The sequence below is a fragment of the Clostridium sp. DFI.5.61 genome, assembly GCF_024462915.1.
Taxonomy (GTDB): Bacteria; Bacillota; Clostridia; order Oscillospirales; family Oscillospiraceae; genus Lawsonibacter; species Lawsonibacter asaccharolyticus.
Window position 1 is genome coordinate 20237 of sequence record NZ_JANGBZ010000022.1, and the last position, 21644, is coordinate 41880.

18 protein-coding genes and 1 other annotated feature are annotated in these 21644 nt (G+C 62.8%); of the genes, 5 read left to right on the top strand and 13 right to left on the bottom strand.

Annotated elements, in window-relative coordinates:
- Positions 1-69: 69 nt before the first annotated feature.
- From ilvC to NE584_RS11455, 13 genes are all read right to left on the bottom strand, one after another.
- A complete protein-coding gene (gene ilvC / locus NE584_RS11395) occupies positions 70-1089 on the bottom strand; it encodes a ketol-acid reductoisomerase (protein WP_050622878.1) in 1020 nt (339 codons plus the stop codon).
- Positions 1070-1636 carry an acetolactate synthase small subunit gene (gene ilvN / locus NE584_RS11400; protein WP_242850269.1) on the bottom strand — a complete coding sequence of 189 codons (567 nt, stop codon included), beginning with the start codon at positions 1634-1636 and terminating at the stop codon, positions 1070-1072. The genes ilvC and ilvN (NE584_RS11400) overlap by 20 nt, the downstream gene beginning before the upstream one ends.
- Positions 1637-1649: 13 nt before the next feature.
- Positions 1650-3353 carry a biosynthetic-type acetolactate synthase large subunit gene (gene ilvB, locus NE584_RS11405; protein ID WP_050622876.1) on the bottom strand — a complete coding sequence of 568 codons (1704 nt, stop codon included), beginning with the start codon at positions 3351-3353 and terminating at the stop codon, positions 1650-1652.
- Positions 3354-3484: 131 nt separating this feature from the next.
- The gene (ilvN, locus tag NE584_RS11410) at positions 3485-3970 is read right to left on the bottom strand and encodes an acetolactate synthase small subunit (protein WP_050622875.1); all 486 of its coding nucleotides are present in this window, start codon (positions 3968-3970) and stop codon (positions 3485-3487) included.
- Positions 3971-3984: 14 nt separating this feature from the next.
- Positions 3985-5613 carry a biosynthetic-type acetolactate synthase large subunit gene (gene ilvB / locus NE584_RS11415; RefSeq protein WP_082203476.1) on the bottom strand — a complete coding sequence of 543 codons (1629 nt, stop codon included), beginning with the start codon at positions 5611-5613 and terminating at the stop codon, positions 3985-3987.
- A gap of 68 nt (positions 5614-5681) precedes the next feature.
- Positions 5682-5926 (bottom strand) — a binding site (T-box leader).
- 101 nt (positions 5927-6027) lie between these two features.
- Positions 6028-6462 carry a ribose 5-phosphate isomerase B gene (gene rpiB, locus NE584_RS11420; protein WP_050622873.1) on the bottom strand — a complete coding sequence of 145 codons (435 nt, stop codon included), beginning with the start codon at positions 6460-6462 and terminating at the stop codon, positions 6028-6030.
- A 42-nt stretch (positions 6463-6504) separates the two neighbouring features.
- The gene (locus NE584_RS11425; RefSeq protein WP_256182866.1) at positions 6505-7308 is read right to left on the bottom strand and encodes a PHP domain-containing protein; all 804 of its coding nucleotides are present in this window, start codon (positions 7306-7308) and stop codon (positions 6505-6507) included.
- A 194-nt stretch (positions 7309-7502) separates the two neighbouring features.
- Positions 7503-9938 (bottom strand): glycogen/starch/alpha-glucan family phosphorylase, encoded by a 2436-nt coding sequence (locus NE584_RS11430; RefSeq protein ID WP_256182867.1) that lies wholly within the window; start codon positions 9936-9938, stop codon positions 7503-7505.
- A 177-nt stretch (positions 9939-10115) separates the two neighbouring features.
- On the bottom strand, positions 10116-11555 hold the full coding sequence (gene glgA, locus NE584_RS11435; RefSeq protein ID WP_050622870.1) for a glycogen synthase GlgA: 1440 nt from the start codon (positions 11553-11555) through the stop codon (positions 10116-10118).
- A gap of 68 nt (positions 11556-11623) precedes the next feature.
- A complete protein-coding gene (gene glgD / locus NE584_RS11440) occupies positions 11624-12742 on the bottom strand; it encodes a glucose-1-phosphate adenylyltransferase subunit GlgD (RefSeq protein WP_050622869.1) in 1119 nt (372 codons plus the stop codon).
- Positions 12739-13956 carry a glucose-1-phosphate adenylyltransferase gene (locus tag NE584_RS11445; protein ID WP_050622868.1) on the bottom strand — a complete coding sequence of 406 codons (1218 nt, stop codon included), beginning with the start codon at positions 13954-13956 and terminating at the stop codon, positions 12739-12741. The genes glgD and NE584_RS11445 overlap by 4 nt, the downstream gene beginning before the upstream one ends.
- Before the next feature lie 75 nt (positions 13957-14031).
- A complete protein-coding gene (gene glgB, locus NE584_RS11450; protein WP_256182868.1) occupies positions 14032-16038 on the bottom strand; it encodes a 1,4-alpha-glucan branching protein GlgB in 2007 nt (668 codons plus the stop codon).
- A gap of 181 nt (positions 16039-16219) precedes the next feature.
- Positions 16220-17374, bottom strand: coding sequence for a D-alanyl-D-alanine carboxypeptidase family protein (locus NE584_RS11455; protein WP_050622867.1), 1155 nt, complete (start codon positions 17372-17374; stop codon positions 16220-16222).
- 197 nt (positions 17375-17571) lie between these two features.
- Between NE584_RS11455 and NE584_RS11460 the strand changes: the two genes are divergently transcribed.
- Genes NE584_RS11460 through NE584_RS11480 form a run of 5 tightly spaced genes read left to right on the top strand, consistent with a single transcriptional unit; the run spans position 17572 to position 21644 of the window.
- Positions 17572-17889 carry a hypothetical protein gene (locus NE584_RS11460; RefSeq protein ID WP_050622865.1) on the top strand — a complete coding sequence of 106 codons (318 nt, stop codon included), beginning with the start codon at positions 17572-17574 and terminating at the stop codon, positions 17887-17889.
- Positions 17877-19133, top strand: a complete 1257-nt coding sequence (locus NE584_RS11465; RefSeq protein ID WP_108979993.1) for a PBSX family phage terminase large subunit — start codon at positions 17877-17879, stop codon at positions 19131-19133. Before NE584_RS11460 ends, NE584_RS11465 begins: the two co-directional genes overlap by 13 nt.
- 37 nt (positions 19134-19170) lie before the next feature.
- The gene (locus NE584_RS11470; RefSeq protein ID WP_256182869.1) at positions 19171-20316 is read left to right on the top strand and encodes a phage portal protein; all 1146 of its coding nucleotides are present in this window, start codon (positions 19171-19173) and stop codon (positions 20314-20316) included.
- Positions 20313-21239, top strand: coding sequence for a hypothetical protein (locus NE584_RS11475; protein ID WP_108979991.1), 927 nt, complete (start codon positions 20313-20315; stop codon positions 21237-21239). The genes NE584_RS11470 and NE584_RS11475 overlap by 4 nt, the downstream gene beginning before the upstream one ends.
- Before the next feature lie 42 nt (positions 21240-21281).
- Positions 21282-21644: a hypothetical protein gene (locus tag NE584_RS11480; RefSeq protein ID WP_108979990.1), complete on the top strand. Its 363-nt coding sequence runs from the start codon at positions 21282-21284 to the stop codon at positions 21642-21644.

Below are 21644 nucleotides of genomic sequence, written 5' to 3' on the forward strand. Positions count from 1 at the left end.
GGACCAAATGTTGCAGGTTTTATATAAAAATCCACCAGTATAACTGGTGGATTTTTAAAAAAGGTAAATTTAGTTGGAAGCGGTATCCAGGTCCTTGTCGCCGCCCCAGATCATATTCTTGCGCAGCTCCTCGCCCACGATCTCCATCTGGTGCTTGGCCAGCTGGGCGCGCTTGGAGTTGAAGAAGGTGCGGCCGTTTTTGTTCTCGGCGATCCACTTTCCGGCGAAGGTGCCGTCCTGGATGTCCTGAAGGACAGCCTTCATGTTCTTCTTGGTTTCCTCGTAGGGCAGCACGCGGGGTCCGGAGACATACTCGCCGTACTCGGCGGTGTCAGAGATGGAGTAATTCATGGCCGCCACGCCGCCCTTGTTGATCAGGTCGATGATGAGCTTCATCTCGTGGATGCACTCGAAGTAGGCGTTCTCAGGCTCGTAGCCAGCCTCCACCAGGGTCTCGAAGCCGCAGCGCATCAGGTCCACCACGCCGCCGCACAGCACGGCCTGCTCGCCGAACAGGTCAGTCTCGGTCTCGTCGTGGAAGGTGGTCTCCATCACGCCGGCCCGGGCACCGCCGATGCCGGCGATGTAGGCCAGAGCGATCTTATAGGCGTCGCCGGTGGCGTTCTGCTCCACGGCCACCAGGCAGGGCACTCCCTTGCCGTTGACATAGGTGGAGCGGACGGTATGACCGGGGCCCTTGGGGGCAGCCATGAACACGTCCACGCCCTTGGGGGGACGGATCTGCTGGTAGCGGATGTTGAAGCCGTGGGCGAAGGCCAGGGCATTGCCCTCCACCAGGTTGGGCTCGATGTCCCGCTTGTAGACGTCGGCCTGGACCTCGTCGTTGATGAGCATCATCACGATGTCGCCCCACTTGGCGGCGTCGGCCACGGTCATCACCTTCAAGCCGGCGTCCTCGGCATTCTTCCAGTTCTTGGAGCCGGCGCGCAGGCCTACGCACACGTCACAGCCGGAGTCCTTCAGGTTCAGGGCATGGGCGTGGCCCTGGGAGCCATAGCCGATGATGGCGATCTTCTTGCCGTTGAGGTAGTTGATGTCGCAGTCTTTCTCATAGTACATTTTTGCCATAGTTATATTCCTCCTTGATCTTATTGTCGTCGTATATGGTGCTACGCCCTCTTTCGATGGCGATGGTACCCGTTCTTGCGATCTCCAGCACGCCGAAGTCCCTCAGCAGGCGGACCAGAGCCTCAGTCTTGTCCCGGTCCCCGAAGATGGCTACGGTAAGAGTCTCCCGGCTGACGTCGATGATGTTGGCCCGGAAGATGTTGGCCATCTGGATGACCTCGTCCCGGGCGTTGCGGTCCAGGGTCTTGACTTTGATGAGGGCCATCTCCCGCTGGAGGGAGGTGGACTCGTCCAGGATCTTCACTGCGATCACCGGAAGGAGCTTGCGGCACTGGGCGGCGATTTGGGAGATCATCAGCTCGTCCCCCAGCAGCACGATGGTGATGCGGGTCACGCCGGGGTCCCCCGACTCGCCGGAGACGATGGATTCGATGTTGTAGCCCTTGCGGGAGAAGAGGCGGGCCACCTGGCTGAGGACGCCGGGGATGTCCTGGACCAGAATGGACAGCGTGTAGGGCTTGATGTCCTTGTTCATATCAGGTCTCATGGTGAAGCCCCCTTTATTTCAGCAGAAAGTCGGTGATATGGGCCCCGCCGGCCACCATAGGCCGGACCATCTCGTCCATATCCAGGCGGCAGTCGATGACACAGCCGCACCCCGCCTGGAGGGCCTGGCCAAAGGCCTGCTCCATCTCCGCCCGGGTGGAGACCCGGAAGCCCTTCAGTCCATATGCCTCGGCCAGCTTGACGAAGTCGGGGCCACGGTCCAGGGTAGTCTGGGAGAAGCGCTGGTGGTAGAGCAGGTTCTGCCACTGGCGCACCATGCCCAGGCAGCCGTTGTTGAAGATGACGGTGATGATGGGCAGGTGGTAGTGCTCCACAGTGGCCAGCTCGTGGCAGTTCATGCGGAAGCAGCCGTCTCCAGTGGTGTGGACCACCACCTTGTCCGGATTGCCCACCTTGGCACCGATAGCGGCCCCCAGTCCGAAGCCCATGGTGCCGAAGCCGCCGCTGGTGAGCAGCTGGCCGGGGTAGTCGAAGTGGAAATGCTGGATAGACCACATCTGATGCTGGCCCACATCGGTGGCCACGATGGTGTCCTGGGGGGCCATGCGGCGGATGGTCTCCAGCACCTGCCTGGGAGTGAGGACCTGGGAGGTCTCCACCTCCGGCTCCCGCTTCAGGGAAAGGATCTGCTCCTTCCAGGCGTCCCGGTGGTACTGGGGGACCCGCTGGTTGAGCAGTTCCAGCACCCGTTTGGCGGAGCCGATGATGTGGTGGTCGGTGAGGATGTTCTTGTCGATCTCCGAACGGTCGATATCGATCTGGACGATCTTCGCCTGGCTGGCAAAGGAGGCAGGGTCCAGAGCCACCCGGTCAGAGAAGCGGCAGCCCACGGCGATGAGCAGGTCGCACTGGTCACAGGCGGTGTTGGAGGCCTGGGTGCCGTGCATCCCCACCATGCCGGTGGTGAGGGGGTGCGCACCGGGGAAGCCGCCGCCCCCCATGACGGTGATGGCCACGGGGCAGTCCAGCTTCTCGGCAAACTCCCGGAACTGCCGGTCCGCCCGCCCGCGGACCACGCCGCCGCCGCACATGAGCAGCGGCCGCTGGGACTGGGCGATCATCTCCACCAGCTTGTCGATATCCCCCAGGTCAGGCTCCGGCGGCTTGAGGCCGTGGCGCAGGTTCAGCTCCCGGATGCTGCCGCAGGAGCGGTTCTCCTTCCAGGGGATGAACTCATAGTCGATCATAGTGGTGGGGAAGGTGACGTTCTTCAGAAAGTCGATGAGCACCGGGCCGGGCCGGCCAGTGGCAGCCACGGCAAAGGCCTGACGCATCACGTCGGGGATGGTCTGGGGGTCCCGGACCAGATAGGTGGCCTTGGTGATGGGCATGGCAATGCCGGTGATGTCCACCTCCTGGAAAGCGTCCTTGCCCAGGGTCTCCTCAGTGACATTGCAGGTGATGAAGACCACAGGAGAGGAATCCATATAGGCGGTGGCGATGCCGGTGGTGAGATTGGTGGCCCCGGGGCCCGAGGTAGCGAAGCACACCCCCACCTTGCCGGTGGATCGGGCATAGCCATCGGCGGCGTGGGAGGCCCCCTGCTCGTGGGCGGTCAATATGTGGTGTATTTTATCTTGGTAGTGATACAGTTCATCATAGAGATTCAGGATGGTCCCGCCCGGATAGCCGAAGACGGTGTCCACCTCCTGCTCCAGCAGGCACTCCAGGATGGCCTGGGTGGCTCTTACTTTCAAGCTGCTGCCTCCTTTGGTTCAGATAGGAACGATGAGATAGGAGCTGAGGCGCCCGGCTTCGCCGGACCGCTTTATATTTGTGCGCCGGAAGCGCACTTACTGACTCAGAACTTTTATCTCCTGACTCACGATCAAATTTTCCCTCCGCCCTTCTGGACGGCGATGACCCCGGTGCGGGCCACCTCCAGGATGGAGAAGGGGCGCATCATGGACTGAAAGGTGTCCAGCCGGTCGGGAGTATCGGACAGCTCCAGGGTGAGGGAGGTGGGAGAGATATCGTCCACCTTGGCCCCCATGATCTCACAGATGGTCATGATATCCTGGCGGGTCTTGTTGTTGGCGTTCACCTTCAGGATCATCAGCTCCCGGCCGATCAGGCTGTTCTCCTCCAGGGTGCGGACCTTGATGACTTCGATCAGCTTGTTGAGCTGCTTTTCCACCTGCTCCACCACGCTGTTGCCGCTGTCCACGATGATGGTGATGCGGGAGATGGTGGGGTCATCGGTGACACCCACTGCCAGGGATTCTATGTTGAAGGCCCGGCGGGAGAACAGGCCGGTGATCCGGTTCAGAACGCCGGCCTGGTTCTCCACCAGGACGGAAATGGTCTGTTTCATGGCTTATCCCCCTCTCAGTCATTGGTCCCAACGTCGGGGTGGACCTCACAGATCAGCAGACAGCTGCCCTGTGTGCCCAGAAAACGGTCCAGCGCCTCGTCCAGGTGATCCTCGTCCCCCACCTGGATGCAGGGGACCCGGTACGCGGCGGCAATGGTCTCAAAGTCCGGGGAGCCGTCCAGCGCCACACCGAAGGGCCCGTGGTAGGGGGCGCTGCTCTGGATCTGGTGGACCAGACCCAGGGTGTGGTTGCGGAACAGGACGATCTTGATGTCCATGTCCGCCGCCCGGATGGCGGCCAGCTCGTTCATGGCCATCTGGAAGGAGCCGTCGCCGCAGACCACCAGAGTCTGGCGGTCGGGACCGGCCACCTTGGCCCCCACAGCGGCAGGGAGGGCATACCCCATGGTGCCCAGGCCGCCGCTGGTGAGCAGGCGTCCGTGCTTCTGGGGGATATATTTGCAGGCGAAGATCTGGTTCTGGCCCACATCCACGCAGATGACGGCATCGTCGTCCAGCCGGGCTCCCAGCCGGCGGAGGACTGTGCCCGGGAAGACCGAGCCCGCCCGGCGGGGGAAGACGCGGTTCAGCTCCGCCTTCCGGTAGTCCCGCAGCTTTTCCAGCCAGGCCGCCGAGTCGGTGGCCGCCACGTCCCGGTCCAGGATCTGCCGGAGGATGACCTTCACATTGCCCACCAGAGGGATGGCGGCCTGCATATTTTTTCCGATCTCCGCCGGGTCCACGTCGATGTGGATGGTGGCCATGCGGCGCTGGATCTCCCCCGGGTCCACCATGGCCCGGTCGGCGGCCCGGGTGCCCACCATGATGAGCAGGTCCGCCTTGGCCAGGGCCTTGTTGGCGCAGTGGTTGCCGTGGGCCCCGATCATCCCCATGTTCAGCGGGTGGTCGGTGGGCAGGAGCCCCAGCCCCATCATGGTCTTGACCACAGGGATGGAGCACCGCTCCGCCAGCTCCAGCAGCTCCTCTTTGGCGTCGGCCAGCCACACGCCGCCGCCGGCGCAGATCAAAGGCTGTTTGGAGCGGGAGATGGCCTCCACCACCCGTTTGATCTGCAGGTCATTGCCCTTTACGCTGGGCTTATAGCCCCGGATGCTGACCTCCTCGGGGTAGTAGAACTTTTTCAGGGACTGCTCCTGTACGTCGATGGGGATGTCGATGAGCACCGGGCCGGGCCGGCCAGTGGAGGCGATGTGAAAGGCCTCCTTGACGATGCGGGGGATGTCGTTGGCGTCCTTGACCAGGTAGCTGTGCTTGGAGAAGGGGGCCACCGCGCCAGTGATATCCACCTCCTGGAAGATATCCCGCCCCAGCAGATTGCTGGGTACCTGGCCGGTGATGGCTACCATGGGGATGGAATCCATATAGGCGGTGGCGATGCCGGTGATCAGGTTGGTGGCGCCCGGGCCGGAGGTCACCATGCACACCCCCACCTTCCCGCTGATCCGGGCATAGCCGGAGGCCATATGGCCCGCGTTCTGCTCCGTGCGGACCAGGGTGTAGCCGATCTCCGGGTGGGACTTCAAGGCGTCCACCGCCGGGCAGATGGTGGCGCCGGCATAGCCGAAGATATGCGCTACCTGTTCCCGCTTCAAACTCTCGATCAGGGCCTGTGCTCCTGTCATGAGAAGATCACCTCCAAATTGCATGCCGCCTGGGCGGCGGGGTAAAAATAAACGGCTTCGTCCTATCTCGATAGGACGAAGCCGTCTGCTCCGTGGTACCACCTAACTTCACAGCGGAGCGGCCAGAACAGGCCGGCGCTGCGCGCTCATGCCCCTGTAACGGTGGGTCTCCGGCCCCGCCTACTGCGGCAAACGGTTCAGCGGGACTGCTCGCGGGTGATGTTCGGCGCCCTGTTCCACAGGTGGAGCTTACACCAACCGCTCCCTCTCTGTACCCTTTGGAACTGCCTACTGGCCCGGTCATCGCGTTTTGTCATCTTCCGGGTCGCCCCGGTAAAAGTTATTTACTACTTTATCGCACGGGGAGCTGTTTGTCAATTCCCTTTTTGTCTCCGGAACATTTTTCTGCTGGGCTCAGCCCTCAATCTCCATCATCAGCTCTACCCGCTTGGTGTGGCGGCCGCCGTCGAATTCGGTGGACAGAAACACGTCCACCATCCGCTCCGCCAGGTTGGGGCCCACGATACCCGCCCCCATAGCCAGCATGTTGGCATTGTTGTGGCGGCGGCACATCTCGGCGGACAGGGTATCCCCGCACAGGGCGCAGCGGATGCCCTTTACCTTGTTGGCAGAGATGGAGATGCCGATGCCAGTGGTGCAGATGACGATCCCCTTCTCACACTGGCCGGAGGCCACGGCCTGGGCGGCAGCCTTGCCGAAAACAGGGTAATCGCACCGGTCCGGCGTCTCACAGCCGAAGTCCTGGCAGGTGATCCCCTTAGCGGCGAGATAGGCCTTGATGTGCTCCTTCAGGGCGTACCCTCCGTGGTCGGAAGCGATTGCGATCATAATGAAATCCTCCTTCTTCTCTCTTCTTCAACTATCCTTCTGTCACAGCCGGATGAATTGGGGGGTCCGGCGGTGGTAGACGGTGAAATAACGGAAGCCGACTGTCCGGAGCAGCTCCTGGGCCTGGGAGATCCCCTTCCCCACGTCCTCTGGCCTGTGGGCGTCGGACCCCAGGGTGATCAGCTCGCCGCCGCAGTCCCGGTAGAGCTCCAGCAGGGGCTGCCACTGGGCCACAGTGCGCCCGCACCAGGTGTTCACCTCAATGGCCCGCCCCGCCTGGGCCACCCCGGTGAGGAGCGCGCGCAGGCGGTCCTGGTACCTCTCCAGAGTGACAGGATGCCCAGGGATCTGCTGCATATACCGAAGGGGGTAGATGATATGGCCCATCGTGTCCCAGCAGTCCAGATGGACCAGCTGGGCCAGGCTGTCGAAGTAGTCATCCAGGGCCTCATAGCAGGCCCGGGGGGTGGTGTAGTCCAGGAAATAGAAGTCCTTCCCCCCCTTGGCGGGGCTGAGGTTGTGGATGGAGCCGATAACAAAGTCCAGGTCCGCGCCGGAGAGGATGGCGGCGGCGCAGTCCGGGTCCACCGGGGCACCGCCCAGCTCCAAACCCAGGCGCAGCTTCACGCCGGCGGGGCAGTCCCCCCGAGCCGCCTGATACTGGGTCAGGATGGGGGCCCAGTCCAGCCCTGTGACCCGTCCCCCGTCCAGATCCAGCAGGTCGCAGTGGTCAGTGGCACACAGGTCGGAGAGGCCGGCGGCCTGGGCCGCCCGGAGCATCTCCGAGAGGGGCGCCTCACTGTCCGGGGAGCAGCAGGAATGGATGTGATGATCAGCAAGATACATACAGAGACCTCCGGCAGGCAAATTCTGTGGATCAGTCCGCTTCGCCCTCTATTTTATTGCATTTGTTGACATTTTGCAAGTGATTTTCTTGGAAATCCCTTCCTACCATTTCCGGAAGAGGAACAGCGTTCCAGCCAGCGCTAAGCCGGACGGAAAAAGCCGCCGCAGACCCGTCTGCGGCGGCTTTGAAAGGGTCAGTCGAACCGGGTGGGGACATGCCAGATGTCCCGGGCGTAGTCCCGGATGGAGCGGTCGGCGGCGAAGATGCCGGACTGGGCGATGTTGATGAGAGATTTCTGATCCCAGGCTCTCCGGTCCTTGTAGACCTCCAGAGAGCGGCGGTGGGCCTGACAGTAGCTGTCAAAGTCGGCCAGTAGCATATATTCATCGGCGATCCCGCCCCCTCCGCCGAAGAGCAGGCGGTTGGTCAGGTCGGTGTAGGCCCTGCCGTCGGAGAAGCCGGCGGAGATCTGGTCCAGCACCCGCTTGAGCACCGGGTCCTGCTGGTAGTAATCCAGAGAGCGATAGCCCTGGCGGCGGCGCTCCTCCACCTGGTCGGCGGTGAGGCCGAAAAGGAAGATGTTCTCATCCCCCAGCTGCTGGTGCATCTCCACATTGGCTCCGTCCAGGGTGCCGATGGTGAGGGCGCCATTCATCATGAACTTCATGTTGCCGGTGCCGCTGGCCTCCTTGCCAGCGGTGGAGATCTGCTCGGAGAGCTCGGAGGCAGGCATCAGCTTCTCTGCCAGGGAGACCCGGTAGTTCTCCAGGAAAACCACCTGGAGCTTATCCTTGCAGACGGGGTCGGCGTTGATCTGGGCGGCCAGGGAGTTGATGAGCTGGATGATCTGTTTGGCCACGTGGTAGCCCGGGGCCGCCTTGGCGCCGAAGAGGAAGGTCTGGGGCGTGAAGTCCATATTGGGATCGTCCCGCAGCTGCTGGTACAGGCACACGATATGCAGCACGTTGAGCAGCTGGCGCTTATACTCATGGAGGCGCTTCACCTGTACGTCGAAGATGGCGTCGGTGTTGAGGATGATCCCGGACTCCCGGGCCACATAGCCGGCAAAACGGCGCTTGTTCTCCTGTTTGATGGACTCCAGGCGGTCCAGGACGGCGGAGTCGTCCTTGTACTTCTCCAGGCCGGAGATGGATTCCGGGTGGAGCAGGTAGGCGTCGCTGCCGGTGCACTCCCGGATCAGGGCGTCCAGCTTGGGGTTGATCTGAGAGAGCCAGCGGCGGTGGTCGATGCCGTTGGTCACGTTTTTAAACTGGTCAGGCTGGCGGAGGTAGGCGTCATGGAACACGTCCCGCTTGAGGATATCGGAGTGGAGGGCGGACACGCCGTTGACTGCGGAGCAGGCGCACACGCACAGGTTGGCCATGCGGACCTCCCCACCCCAGATGATGGCCATCCGGGAGACCCGGTTCATGTCCCCGCCGAAGTATCCCTCCAGCTGGCGCTGGTAGCGGGCGGCGATCTCCTTCAGGATCTCCCAGATGCGGGGCAGCAGGGACTCGATCAGGTTCTGGGGCCAGCGCTCCAGGGCCTCGGCCAGGACAGTGTGGTTAGTGTAGCAGACGGTGTTGGTGACGATGTGCCACGCCTCGTCCCAGCTGTACCCCTCCACGTCCAGCAGGATGCGCATCAGCTCGGGGATGACCAGGGTGGGATGGGTGTCGTTGATCTGGATGACATGCTTCTGGTGGAAGTTGCGCAGCGTCCCATACTGGGCACGGTGCTGGCGGACGATAGACTGGGCGGTGGCGGAGACGAAGAAATACTGCTGCTTCAGCCGCAGGGACTTGCCCTCGTAGTGGTTGTCATCGGGATAGAGCACTTTTGCGATGACCTCGGCCATGGCCTGCTGCTCCACCGCCTTCAGGTACTCACCCCGGGAGTAGAGGGACATATCTACGGGGACCGGGCTCTTGGCGTCCCACAGGCGCAGGGTGTTGGTGTGGTTGGTCTTGTAGCCGGCGATCTCCATGTCACGTGGAATGGCCAGCACGGTCGTGTAGCCCACGTGCTCCGGTTTATTGTGGCCGTCCACCCAATGGTCCACGATCCTGCCGCCAAAGCGGACCTCCTCCGCCTCGTCCATCTTGGCGATAAGCCAGGCGTCGCCCAGGCCAAGCCAGTTGTCGGCCAGCTCCACCTGCTTGCCGTCAATGATCTTCTGCTTGAAGATGCCCAGCTCATAGCAGATGGAATAGCCGGTGGCCGGGATCTCCAGAGTGGTCATGGAGTCCAGGTAGCAGGCGGCCAGACGACCCAGACCGCCATTGCCCAGGCCGGCGTCTGGCTCGGTCTCGAACAGGTCAGCGGCGGAAAAGCCCAGATCCTCCAGCACCTGGGTCAAGGTGTCCAGCAGCCCCAGATTATAGGCGTTCTTCTCCAAAGAGCGGCCCATCAGGAATTCCAGAGAGAGGTAGTGGACCTGCCGGCCCTGGGCTTCCCAGACGTGGTTGCTGGTCTCGATCTGATGACCGGACATGATATCCCGCAGGACCATGGCGCAGGCCTTGAACATATGATTAGGGGTGGCCTCATCCACTGTGCGGCCAAAATTCCGCAGGAGCTTGCCCACGATCATCTCAGTGAGCTGGGCTTTGTTGTATTCAGCCATAATTTGCCTCCCTGTTAATTTAAAATGAAAATAAAAATCACGGAGCCTGTATGGCGAAAAATTTTTCCATACAGGCTCCATTGTAGCAGACCGGAGTGGGCGCGTCAATTGGCGGAAGGGCCAAAACAGCCGCCATTTCAGCCCGTTTCCGGCGGGATACCCAGACGGGCCCTGAATCTACCAGCCCAGGATACGCTGATAGATCTCCAGATATTGGCGGGCGGAGCTGTTCCAGCTGAAGTCGGCGGTCATGTCCTCCTTCTGGATGCCGCGCCATGCCTTTTTGTTGTTGAAATAGAGGTCCACTGCCTCCCGCAGGACCCAGACCATATCGTGGGCGTTGATGTCAGAGAAGGTAAAGCCCCGGCCGGTGCCCTCGAACTTGTTGTAGGGGGTGACGGTGTCCTTCAGGCCGCCGGTCTCCCGCACTACGGGGACAGTGCCGTAGCGCATAGCGATCATCTGGCTCAGGCCGCAGGGCTCGCTGACCGAGGGCATGAGGAACAGGTCCGCGCCGGCGTAAATGGCGGTGGACAGAGGCGCGGAATAGGTGATCTGGGCGGAAAAGCGGCCGGGATACTGGACCTGCGCCTCACGGAAGGCGGCCTCATACTGCCAGTCTCCGGTGCCCAAGACCACCATCTGCACATTCATGGCCATGATCTCGTGGAGGGCATCAGTGACCAGGGAGAATCCCTTGTGGCCCACCAGGCGGGAGATGCAGGCGATGATGGGCACGTCGGCGTTCTCCTCCAGGCCAACGGCCCGCTGGAGGGCCAGCTTGCACTCGGCCTTCCCCTTCACCAGGGAGCGGGCGCTGAAGTTGGCGGCCAGCCCGGAGGTGGCGGCGGGGTCATAGAGCTGGGTATCGATGCCGTTGAGGATGCCCTGGAGCTTTCCGCTCTGCTCGTTAATGACTCCGGCCAAGCCGTGGGCATAGAAGGGCAGACGCAGCTCCTGGGCGTAGGTGGGCGAGACGGTGGTGACGAAGTTGGAGGCCATGATGGCGCCCTTCATCAGGTTGACGTCCTTGTAGTAGCCCAGCATCCCCTCGTTGAGATAGCTGCGGTCCAGGCCAATGACGTCCTCCAGTACCTGGTCGCCGTAGCGGCCCTGATATTCGATGTTGTGGATGGTGAACACCGTCTTGGTGTTGGCCAGCTCGGGGACGTGGTACCGCTCCTCCAGCATGTAGACCGGGACCAGGGCGGTCTGCCAGTCGTTGCAGTGGATGATGTCCGGGGCCCAGCCGAAGTGGCCCGGCGTCTCGATGACGGCCCGGGAGAAGTAGGCAAAGCGCTCACAGTCATCAAAGTGGCCGTACAGCTGCCAGCGTTTGAAGTAATACTCATTGTCCACGAACCAGTAGGTGACGCCGTCCTGCTCCAGGGAGAAGACACCGCAGTACACGTGCCGCCACGACAGAGTGACGTTGTAATACTGCTCGAACTTCATCTGGCTGCGCCACTGTTCTCCGATCCCCTCATACAGCGGTAGGATGACCTTGACGTCGTGGCCCTCCTGGGCCAGCGCCTTGGGCAGAGAGCCGGCCACATCGGCCAGCCCGCCGGTCTTGATAAAGGGCGCTACCTCAGACGAGGCAAACAGAATTCTCATAGATCAGTTCCTTTCTTCATATCAGCGCGGAGGGAGGCCCCTTGTCCGGTCAGGGGCCTCCCCTGCGATCAGACGATGGAATCCTTGGAGATGGCCAGCGGATAGGTGGAGTGGCCCATCAGCATCCGGTCCTGATTCACCTGGACATTCTTGTCGGTGATGGTGTAGGACAGGGAGGCACCTGCGCGGATGATGGTCCCCTGCATCAGGACGCTGTTGGAGACCTTGGCGCCTGCCTCCACAATGACGCCGCGGGAGAGGATGGAGTTTTCCACCTCGCCCTCGATGAAGCAGCCGTCCGCCACCAGGGAGTGGACTGATTTGGCGTCTGGGCCGTAGTAGGTGGAGGGGTTGGACTGGTCCTTGGTCCGGATGGGGCGGTCAGGATCGAACAGGTCCGCCCGCACCGCTGGGTCCAGCAGGTCCATGGAGTGCTGGAAGTAGTCGGCCACGGACTGGAAGCGGGCCACATAACCTCTGTGGAGATAGGGCAGCACCTTCAGGGTGCTCAGACGGGGAAGCAGAACGCCCCTGCTGAAGTTGTGGATGTTATGGGCGGCGCAGTAGTCCACCATGTCCAGCAGCAGCTTTTTGGAGATGATGTAGGTCTCCAGCGACTCCAGGGCGTTGGCCGCGTGAGCGGGATTGATGGACAGATCGCTCACCAGTCCATCGGGACCCTGGGTGATGTAGACGGTGTTGCGGGGGGCGCCCTTCAGCTCCTGGGTGCAGAGGATGGTGATGTCAGCACCGCTGTCCAGATGCTGCTGGAACACTTCGGCCACGGGCAGGTTGACCACCATGTCGCCCCAGCCCATGATGACATACTCCTGACGGATGTTCTGGAGATAGGTGTAGATGCCCGCCAGCGCCTCCATGTTGCCGCGGTATTCCCCACTGCCGCCCCGCTCTGCCACGCCGAAGGGGGGCAGGATGCGCAGGCCGCCGTGCTTGCGGCTCAGGTCCCAGTCCTTGCCGGAACCCACATGGTCCAGCAGGGACTGATAGCTCTCGTGGACGATCAGGCCCACGTCGCTGATGCCCGCGTTGACATAGCTGGAGAGCATGAAGTCGATCAGGCGGTACCGACCGCCGAAGGGCAGAGAGCAGGTATTGCGGGGGCGGGTCAGCTCACCTAGATTGGAGTCAGAATGGTAGGCAAACAGGATGCCGTGGAGATCGTTCATACCCGCTCACCTCCTTTCACATCTTCCCGGACCATGGCGCTGGGCGTCACGGTGGCCTTCTCTCCCACGGTGACGCCGCCTGCCACTACGGCGATGCCCCAGCCGGGAGAATCGTCCGGAGGCGCGCCCACCACGGCGCCCGCCTCCACCACGGCGTCCTCCGCCACGATGGCGTAGGAGATGCTGGCACCGGCTTTCACCACGGTGCCGGGCATGAGGATGGAGTACTCCACCTTGGCCCCCTCCTCCACCGTGACGGAATGGAAGAGGACCGAGTTGGCCACCGAGCCGTCCACCTGGCAGCCGCCGGTGACCAGGGAGTGGGAGATCACGGCGTTGGGGCCGGTGACGTGGGGAGGTTTGATGGGGGTGCGGGCGTAAATGGGCCAGCTGGTATCATAAAGATCGATGCCGCTGTGGGGGGCCAGCATGTCCATGTTTGCGTCCCACAGAGAGTTGATGGTGCCCACGTCTTTCCAGTAGCCATGGAAGCGGTAGGCCATCAGCTTCTCTCCTGCGGCGAGCATGTTGGGGATGATGTTCTTTCCGAAATCGTTGGAAGACTTGGGATCTGCCTCATCATCGATGAGGTAGCGGCGCAGCTTCTGCCAGGAAAAGACGTAGATGCCCATAGAGGCGAGGTTGCTTTTGGGCTGGGGGGGCTTCTCCTCGAACTCATAGATCTGGTCGTTCTCGTCCACGTTCATGATGCCGAAGCGCTTGGCCTCGTCCATGGTGACCTCCAGCACGGAGATGGTGCAGGCGGCACCGGTCTTCTTGTGCAGGTCCACCATGTCGGCATAGTCCATCTTGTAGATGTGGTCGCCGGAGAGGATGACTACATAGTCCGGATCATACAGGTCCAGGAAGCCGATATTCTGATAGATGGCGTTGGCAGTCCCCTTGTACCAGGTGCCCTGGTCGCCCTCGCGCATGTAGGGGGGGAGGATATGTACGCCGCCATCGGAGCGGTCCAAGTCCCAGGGCTGGCCAGAGCCGATGTAGCTGTTCAGCTCCAGCGGACGGTACTGGGTCAGAACGCCAACTGTGTCGATGCCGGAGTTGACACAGTTGGACAGGGGAAAGTCGATGATGCGGTACTTGCCGCCGAAGGGGACCGCGGGCTTTGCTACATGGCTGGTCAGGGCGTAAAGCCGGCTGCCCTGCCCTCCGGCCAGCAGCATTGCCACAACTTCTTTCTTCATCTCATTCATCACCTCTTGGATTGATAAGCACACACAGGGAAGTATCGTATAACAGACCAGGAGCAAACGGAGAAACTGGTCCGGTTATGCCTCTTTTTTCCGCTTGGAGGCGCCGGGCTTGGCGGGGCGCTTGCCGGCGGGGCCGTTTTTTTCCGATTTGGACGCCTTGGGCTTGCGCTTGGGGAACTTGCGGGTACAGCGGTAGATGACGGCGGCCATGGGGGGCAGGTCGATCTCCATGGACTGGTCCTGGTCGTGGCAGGGGATGTACTCGGTGCGTACAGGGTCCTGGTCGCCAAGGCCTCCCCCGCCGAAGGACACGTCATCTGTGTTCAGCACAGCGGACCACATCCCAGCGAAGGGGGTCCCCACCCGATAACCCTTCCGGTGTACCGGAGAGAAGTTGCACACTACCAGCAGGGGGCTGCCCTCCTTGTCCCAGCGGAGGAAGGAGACAGTGTTGGCCTGGTTGTCATCGGCGCACAGCCACTGGAAGCCCTGCCAGGAGTCATCCTGCTCCCAGAGGGCGGGCTGCTCCAGATAGAAGGCGTTGGCCGCCTTAAAGAACTCCTGGGTCTGGCGGTGGGGCTCGTACTGGAGCAAATGCCAGTCCAGGGAATATTCATAGTGCCACTCGTTCCACTGGGCCAACTCGGCACCCATAAAGGTGAGCTTTTTGCCCGGGTGGGCAAGCATATAGGTATAGAAGACCCGGACGCCGGCAAACTTCATGGGGTTGTCCCCGGGCATCTTGCCAAAGAAGGAGCCCTTCATGTGGACCACCTCGTCGTGGGAGAGGGGCAGGATGTAGTTCTCCGAGAAGGCATACACCAGGGAGAAGGTGATGTCCCGGTGGTTGAACTGCCGGAAGTATGGGTCCATTTTGATGTAGTGGCAGATGTCGTTCATCCAGCCCATGTTCCACTTGAAGTTGAAGCCCAGGCCCCCGTCGCTCACCGGATAGGTGACCTTGGGCCAGGCGGTGGACTCCTCCGCGATCATCAGCACGTCGGGATGGGCACCGAAGACCATCTCGTTGAGGCGCTGGAGGAACTCGATGGCCTCCAGGTTCTCCTTACCGCCGTGGATGTTGGGTATCCACTCTCCGGGCTTGCGGGCATAGTCCAGGTAGAGCATGGAGGAGACCGCATCCACCCGCAGGCCGTCAAAATGGAACTCATCCAGCCAAAACATGGCGGAGGAGTAGAGGAAGGAGCGCACCTCGTTGCGTCCGTAGTCAAAGACGTTGGTGCCCCAGTCGGCGTGCTCTCCCTTCCGGGGGTCAGCATACTCGTAGGTGGGGGTGCCGTCAAAGTGATAGAGGCCGAACTCATCCCGGGGGAAGTGGGCGGGGACCCAGTCCATGATGACGCCGATGCCAGCCTGGTGCATCTGGTCCACGAAATACATCAGGTCGTGGGGGGTACCGAAGCGGCTGGTGGCGGCAAAGTAGCCGGTACACTGGTAACCCCAGGAGGCATCCAGGGGATGTTCGGTGACAGGGAGGAGCTCCACATGGGTGAAGCCCAGCTCCTTCACATAGGGGACCAGATAGGCGGCCAGATCCCGGTAGCTGAGGAACTCCCCTTCCCCCGTGCGGCGCCAGGAGCCCAGGTGACATTCATAGATGTTCATAGGGCGGCGGTAGGGGGCGTTTTTGGCCCGATAGTCCAGCCAGGCCCGGTCCCCCCACTGGTAACCGGAGAGGTCGTAAAGCTTGGAGGCGGTGCCTGGGCGAGTCTCTGCGTGGAAGGCAAAGGGGTCAGCCTTGCCGGTCAGGCGGCCATCCTTGGTATGTACTGCATATTTATACGCGTCATACTGCTGAAGGCCGGGGATGAACCCCTCCCAGATGCCGCCCTGAACAGGGGTCAGAGGGTTGGCGTTGGGGTCCCAGTCGTTGAAATAACCAAAGACACACACCTGCTGGGCGTTGGGGGCCCAGACTCGGAAATAGTAGCCGGGGACACCGTCCCGCTCGCCGGCATGGGCGCCGAAGCACTCCCAGGCATGGGTGCTGTGTCCATCACTGAACGCTCTCAGTTCATGTTCCGGGGCATAAACCGGGGCATTTTTCTTCGTTTTGGCCAATGAAACCACCTCAAATCACTCTTTTGTGTCACAAATGGTCGAAAAGCACGAACAAAAACCAAAAATTCTCCTCTATATTTATAAAAATTATACAACAGAAGAGAGGACGCGTCAAGTGAAAAGCCGGTAAAATGGAATTTATTCGGAGCCCCCCGGCGGCCGGGGAGCTCCGAACAGGGCGTCAGCGGGCCATCAGCAGCCGCTGAAACATCTTTCCAAAGATGCCGGGAATGGTGAGGCGGTCCACCTGCTGGGAGGCGACGATGGGGATGGTGTCCCGGACCTCGCCGTCCACAGTGACCACCATCTGCCCCAGTTTCTGCCCCCGCTCCACCGGGGCCTCCAGGTCCTGGGCGAGCTGGATCTGGGTGGAGATCAGGCCCTCCTCCCCCTTCCGGACCAGGAGGGAACACTCCCGCTCCAACTGAGGCTGGACCTGGGCGGTGGTGCCCAGCAGCACCTCCACGGGGGCCAGTGGGACATCGGGATAGACCCGGGCGAGCGTATAGTTGGCGAAGCCGTAATCCAGAAGGGCTTTGGCGTCTTCAAAGCGCTGAGCGGAGGTGGGAGACTTCATCACCACGGCGATGAGTTCCATGCCGTCCCGCTCGGCGGTGGCGGAGACGCAGTACAGGGCGGAATCGGTGGAACCGGTCTTGAGGCCGGTGGCTCCCTGATAGAAGCGGACCAGACGGTTGGTGTTTGTGAGACCGAAGGCACCGTCCCGGATAGAGTCCATCCAGATGGTGGTGTACTCCCGGATGCTGGGATGGTTGAGGATCAGCTCCCGGGACATGAGGGCGATGTCGTGAGCGGAGGTGAGGTGGCCCTGGGCGGGGAGGCCGGTGCAGTTGACGAAGTTGGTGTCAGCCATGCCCAGCTCACGGGCCCGGAGGTTCATCTCGGCAACAAAGGCGGCCTCGCTGCCGGAAAGATACTCGGCCATGGCCACAGCGGCGTCATTGCCGGAGACCACAGTGATGCACTTGAGCAGCTCGGAGACGGACATCTGCTCCCCCTCCTTCAGGTAGACCTGGGAACCGCCCATGCCGGCGGCATAAGCGGAGACGGTCACCATGTCGTCCCGGGCAATGCGGCCGCTGTCCAGGGCTTCCATGATGAGAAGCAGGGTCATGATCTTGGTGACGCTGGCGGGCTCCAGCTTCTGGCGGGCGTCTTTTTCGTAGAGGACAGCGCCGCTCTCCTTCTCCATCAGCACCGCAGAGGCGGCGGCTGTCTCCGGCCCGGAGGGGGCGGCGGAGGCGGGGAGGTCAGCAGCAGATACACAGGGCGCCAGCAGCAGGGCGGCCAGCGCCAAAGAAAGGAAACGGTTCATGGCGGGTCCCTCCAAATCCAAATGTTTCTGTGAAAAGGATGTGGAGGGGCGAGGACTTCTATACGCCGCAGCGGACCGGTATTTTTTTCTGCGCAAATCGTTGCATGATGCAAAAATTTTTTGAAAATTTTTGGCCTGCGTGGACGGGTCTGTACAACTTTTTCCGAAGTCGGACCAGGGGTGAGGAGGGTGATGGGGTGAGCAAGGCGGAAGAAAAGCGGCAGCGAGAGCAGCTGATCCGGCAGGTGCGACGACTGACTCGGGCGAGAGTGAATGACGCCGTCAAGCTGGCCTATCTGTCCGGGGAGGCGCTGGAGGCCATCGACGGGCTGGACCTGACGGCTATGACGGAGTTCAAGCGGGCGGGGAACGGAGCGGTGGAGATCAAGTTCACCGACCGGCTCAAGGCCCTGGAAAAGCTGATGGAGCTGATCCGGGAGAACCGGGAGACGGAAGCGGAGGAGCTGCTGCGGACCCTGGGCGGGACGGCGGAGGAGCCGGAATGGGAGCGCTGAGGTTCTCCCCCAAACAGCGGCAGGTGCTGACCTGGTGGCGAGAGGGGTCTCCCCACTGGGAGAAGAGCGCCATCATCTGCGACGGCGCGGTGCGCAGCGGCAAGACCCTGTGCTTAGGCCTGTCCTTCTTCCTGTGGGCCATGGCCCGCTTCCAGGGGCGGAGATTCGCCCTGTGCGGCCGGAGCATGGAGGGGGTGCGGCGGAACCTGACGGGAGAGGTGCTGCCCCTGTTGAGAGGGATGGGATTCCAGTGCCGGGAGCAGCTGACCCGGGGGGAGGTGACGGTGTCCCTGGGGCGGCGGCGGAACATCTTCTGCCTGTTCGGCGGAGGGGACGAGGGGGCGGCGGCACGCATCCAGGGGGTGACCCTGGCGGGGGCGCTGCTGGACGAGGCTGTTCTGATGCCCCGCTCCTTTGTGGAGCAGTGCTGCGCCCGGTGCTCGGTCCAGGGGGCCAGGCTGTGGTTCTCCTGCAACCCGGAGGGGCCGGGACACTGGTTCTATCAGGAGTGGGTCCAGAAGGCCGGGGAGCGCAACGCCCTTTACCTCCACTTCACCATGGAGGACAACCCGGGCCTGTCTCCCCAGGTGCGGGAGCGATACCGGACCATGTTCCAGGGGACCTTCTACCGCCGGTTCGTGCTGGGGGAATGGACCGCGGCGGCAGGGCTGGTATATGACTTCTTCTCCCGGGAGATGGTGTGCGAGCCGCCGGAGGGGCGGGCGGCGGAGTGGTATATCTCCTGCGACTACGGTACGGTGAACCCCACCTCTATGGGACTTTGGGGGCGGTGGGGGGAGGCGTGGTACCGGGTGGAGGAGTTCTATTACGACTCCCGCCGGGAGGGGCGGCAGAAGACGGACAGCGAATACGCCGACGCGCTGGAGGCACTGGCGGACGGGCGGCCCATCAGGGAGGTGGTGGCAGACCCCTCCGCCGCCAGCTTTCTGGAGTGCCTGCGGCGGCGGGGCTGGCAGGTGCGGCGGGCGGAGAACGAGGTGCTCTCCGGCATCCGCACCACGGCGGAGCTGCTGCGGACGGGCCGGCTGGTCATCTGTCCCGGGTGCGGAGACGCCATCCGGGAGTTCGGGCTGTACCGCTGGGACACCAGCGCCGGAGGGCGGGACCAGGTGTGCAAGGAACATGACCACGCAATGGACGACATCCGGTATTTTGCCGTCACGGTGGCGGCAAAGGAGCGCGGCGGCAGCTGGGCCGGGAGCGTGGAACGGAGGATATTTTGACCGGCAGGGGCCGGAAGAGGCAAAGGAGGCTTTTGCGATGAAGCGGCGGGAACGAAACAAGGGGCCGGCTCGGGCGGAGGCGGTGCAGATCCGGGAGAGCGGACGGCATCCCTTCGGCGTGCTGGACCGGTATGTGCCCCTGGGGGCGGGGGAGCTCCAGCTCTACCGGGCCATCCGGGAGGCGGTGCCCATCCTGGACGCGGCCATCTGGAAGCTGATCCGGCTGGCCGGCGGAGTGGCGGTGAAGTGCGGGGAGCCCGCCGCCCAGGCGGGGCTGGAGCGGTTCCTCCGTACTGTCCCCACCGGGCGGGGACAGCGGGGCATCCAGTCCTTTCTGGACTGCTATCTGGACTCCATGCTCACCTGCGGGCGGGGGGTGGGCGAACTGGTGCTGGACTGCCAGGGCCGGGAGATCGCCGCTCTGCTGTGCGCCGGACCGGAGCAGGTGGAGATCCGGGAGGGGGACTCGCCCCTGGACTTTCAGCTGTGTGCCCGGGGCCCGGGCGGAACCTGTGAGCCCCTGCCCTGGCAGGAGCTGCTGCTGTTCACCCCTTTTCAGCCGGAGACAGAGCACCCCTACGGGGTGTCCCTGCTGCGGTCCATGCCCTTCCTCACCGACATCCTGCTGAAGATCTACCAGGCCACGGGGATGAACTGGGAGCGAATGGGCAACGTGCGCTTCGCGGTCATCTGCCGCCCCGGAGAGGGAGAGGGAGCCTATGCCCAGGAGCGGTGCCGGCAAATCGCCGGGGAGTGGTCCGCCGCCATGCAGGCGGGCAAGCAGGGGGCCGTGCGGGACTTTGTGGCGGTGGGGGATCTGGACATCAAGGTCATCGGGGCGGACAATCAGGTGCTGGACAGCCAGGTGCCGGTGCGTCAGATCCTGGAACAGCTCGTTGCCCGCACCGGTATCCCTCCCTTCCTGCTGGGGCTGTCCTGGTCCAGCACGGAGCGGATGAGCGCCCAGCAGGCCGATCTGATGACCAGCGAGATCACCGCCCTGCGCCGGACCCTGGAGCCGGCGGTGGAGCGCATCTGTGAGATGTGGCTGCGGCTCCACGGCTGGGGCGGCGATGTGACGGTGGACTGGGCAGACATCAACTTGCAGGACTTCGTGGAGGAGGCTAGAGCGAAGCTGTATCTGGCCCAGGCGGAAGCCATCAGAGAGGAGGAACGGACATGAAGGTAGAAAAGGAGGCCCTTGGGGGCCAGAGGGTGGAGCCCACAGAGGAGGAGCTGGCCCTCGTCAACCGGCAGAGCCGGAAGGAGCTGACAGCGGCGGAGGTCTATCTGTTCGCGGTGCGGCTGTGCGACAACGAGGTGGACCGGGACGGGGAGCAGTTTCCACAGGCCACCCTGGAGCAGCTGGCGGAGCTGTTTGTGGGCAAGAGCGGGATCTTTGACCACAGGTGGAGCGCCGGCGGTCAGACGGCCCGCATCTACCGGACGGAAGTGGTCCGGGAGGAGGGGATACGCACGGCGCTGGGAGAGCCCGCCTGCTATCTGAAGGGGTACGCCTACATGGTGCGGACCCAGGGAAACCAGGACCTGATCGCGGAGATCGAAGGGGGTATCAAGCGGGAGGTCAGCGTGGGCTGCGCGGTAAAGCGGGCAGAGTGCTCCATCTGCGGGTCGGACATGGGCAGGTGCGCCCACGAGAAGGGAAAGCGGTACGACGGCAGGCTGTGCTGCGCGCGTTTGCTGGAGGCCACAGACGCTTTCGAGTTCTCCTTTGTCGCAGTGCCCGCCCAGCCCAGGGCTGGAGTGATGAAGCGGGCCGGAGGGAGCCCTTCGCTGAAGCAGCTGGCGCTGGGAGAGCCCGCCGCCGCAGCCGAGCTGGAAGATCTGGAGCGGGCGGCCGAGCTGGGGCGCCGCTATCTGACGGGACTGCGGAACGAGGTGGTCCGGCTGGGCCTGCTGGCGGAGCGCCAGGTAGGGGCGGAGACCCTCCGGCACATCGCGGACCGGCTGGAGGAAAAGGAGCTGCTGGAGTTGCGGGAGAATTATCAGCGGCGGGCGGCGGAGCGCTACCCCATCGCCCCGCAGCTGTCCTACGGTAACGGGGACGGGATGCCGGAGCGGCCGGACGGGGCTTTTTTGATCTGACGGCGGGGCCGTCTTTACAAAATAAATCGGGAGGGATCGGGAATGAACAAGGTTTCCTTTGAGGAGATCGGCGCAGTGGCGGCCACCTTTTTCGCCCAGAAGGAGGTCAAGGCAGGACAGGTGGTGAAGATGACGGGCAACGGCCAGGTGGGGCCCTGCTCGGCCGGGGACAAGTTCTGCGGCGTGGCCCTGTCCAATGAGAACGGGTGCGCCGGCGTACAGGTGAAGGGATTCTGCCCGGTGGCGGTGACGGGCTCCATCGATTTGGGGTGGAACGTGCTGGCGGCGGATGGGGCCGGCGGTGTCCAGACGGCGACCGCCGGGGCCGAAGAGTCCCCATCTGGGGTGGAGTGTCTGGTGGTCAGTACGGACACGGCGGGCAAGCGCGCCGTGATCTGCCTGTGA

Excerpts from the sequence above, each read along its gene's own strand:
- NE584_RS11470 (WP_256182869.1), top strand. The coding sequence starts at position 19,171 with ATGAAGCGGCGGGAACGAAACAAGGGGCCGGCTCGGGCGGAGGCGGTG.
- ilvN (WP_050622875.1), bottom strand. The coding sequence starts at position 3,970 with ATGAAACAGACCATTTCCGTCCTGGTGGAGAACCAGGCCGGCGTTCTG.
- NE584_RS11425 (WP_256182866.1), bottom strand. The coding sequence starts at position 7,308 with ATGTATCTTGCTGATCATCACATCCATTCCTGCTGCTCCCCGGACAGT.
- NE584_RS11475 (WP_108979991.1), top strand. The coding sequence starts at position 20,313 with ATGAAGGTAGAAAAGGAGGCCCTTGGGGGCCAGAGGGTGGAGCCCACA.
- rpiB (WP_050622873.1), bottom strand. The coding sequence starts at position 6,462 with ATGATCGCAATCGCTTCCGACCACGGAGGGTACGCCCTGAAGGAGCAC.
- ilvN (WP_242850269.1), bottom strand. The coding sequence starts at position 1,636 with ATGAGACCTGATATGAACAAGGACATCAAGCCCTACACGCTGTCCATT.
- NE584_RS11465 (WP_108979993.1), top strand. The coding sequence starts at position 17,877 with ATGGGAGCGCTGAGGTTCTCCCCCAAACAGCGGCAGGTGCTGACCTGG.
- NE584_RS11455 (WP_050622867.1), bottom strand. The coding sequence starts at position 17,374 with ATGAACCGTTTCCTTTCTTTGGCGCTGGCCGCCCTGCTGCTGGCGCCC.
- ilvC (WP_050622878.1), bottom strand. The coding sequence starts at position 1,089 with ATGGCAAAAATGTACTATGAGAAAGACTGCGACATCAACTACCTCAAC.
- glgA (WP_050622870.1), bottom strand. The coding sequence starts at position 11,555 with ATGAGAATTCTGTTTGCCTCGTCTGAGGTAGCGCCCTTTATCAAGACC.
- NE584_RS11445 (WP_050622868.1), bottom strand. The coding sequence starts at position 13,956 with ATGAATGAGATGAAGAAAGAAGTTGTGGCAATGCTGCTGGCCGGAGGG.
- ilvB (WP_082203476.1), bottom strand. The coding sequence starts at position 5,613 with ATGACAGGAGCACAGGCCCTGATCGAGAGTTTGAAGCGGGAACAGGTA.
- NE584_RS11480 (WP_108979990.1), top strand. The coding sequence starts at position 21,282 with ATGAACAAGGTTTCCTTTGAGGAGATCGGCGCAGTGGCGGCCACCTTT.
- NE584_RS11430 (WP_256182867.1), bottom strand. The coding sequence starts at position 9,938 with ATGGCTGAATACAACAAAGCCCAGCTCACTGAGATGATCGTGGGCAAG.
- glgD (WP_050622869.1), bottom strand. The coding sequence starts at position 12,742 with ATGAACGATCTCCACGGCATCCTGTTTGCCTACCATTCTGACTCCAAT.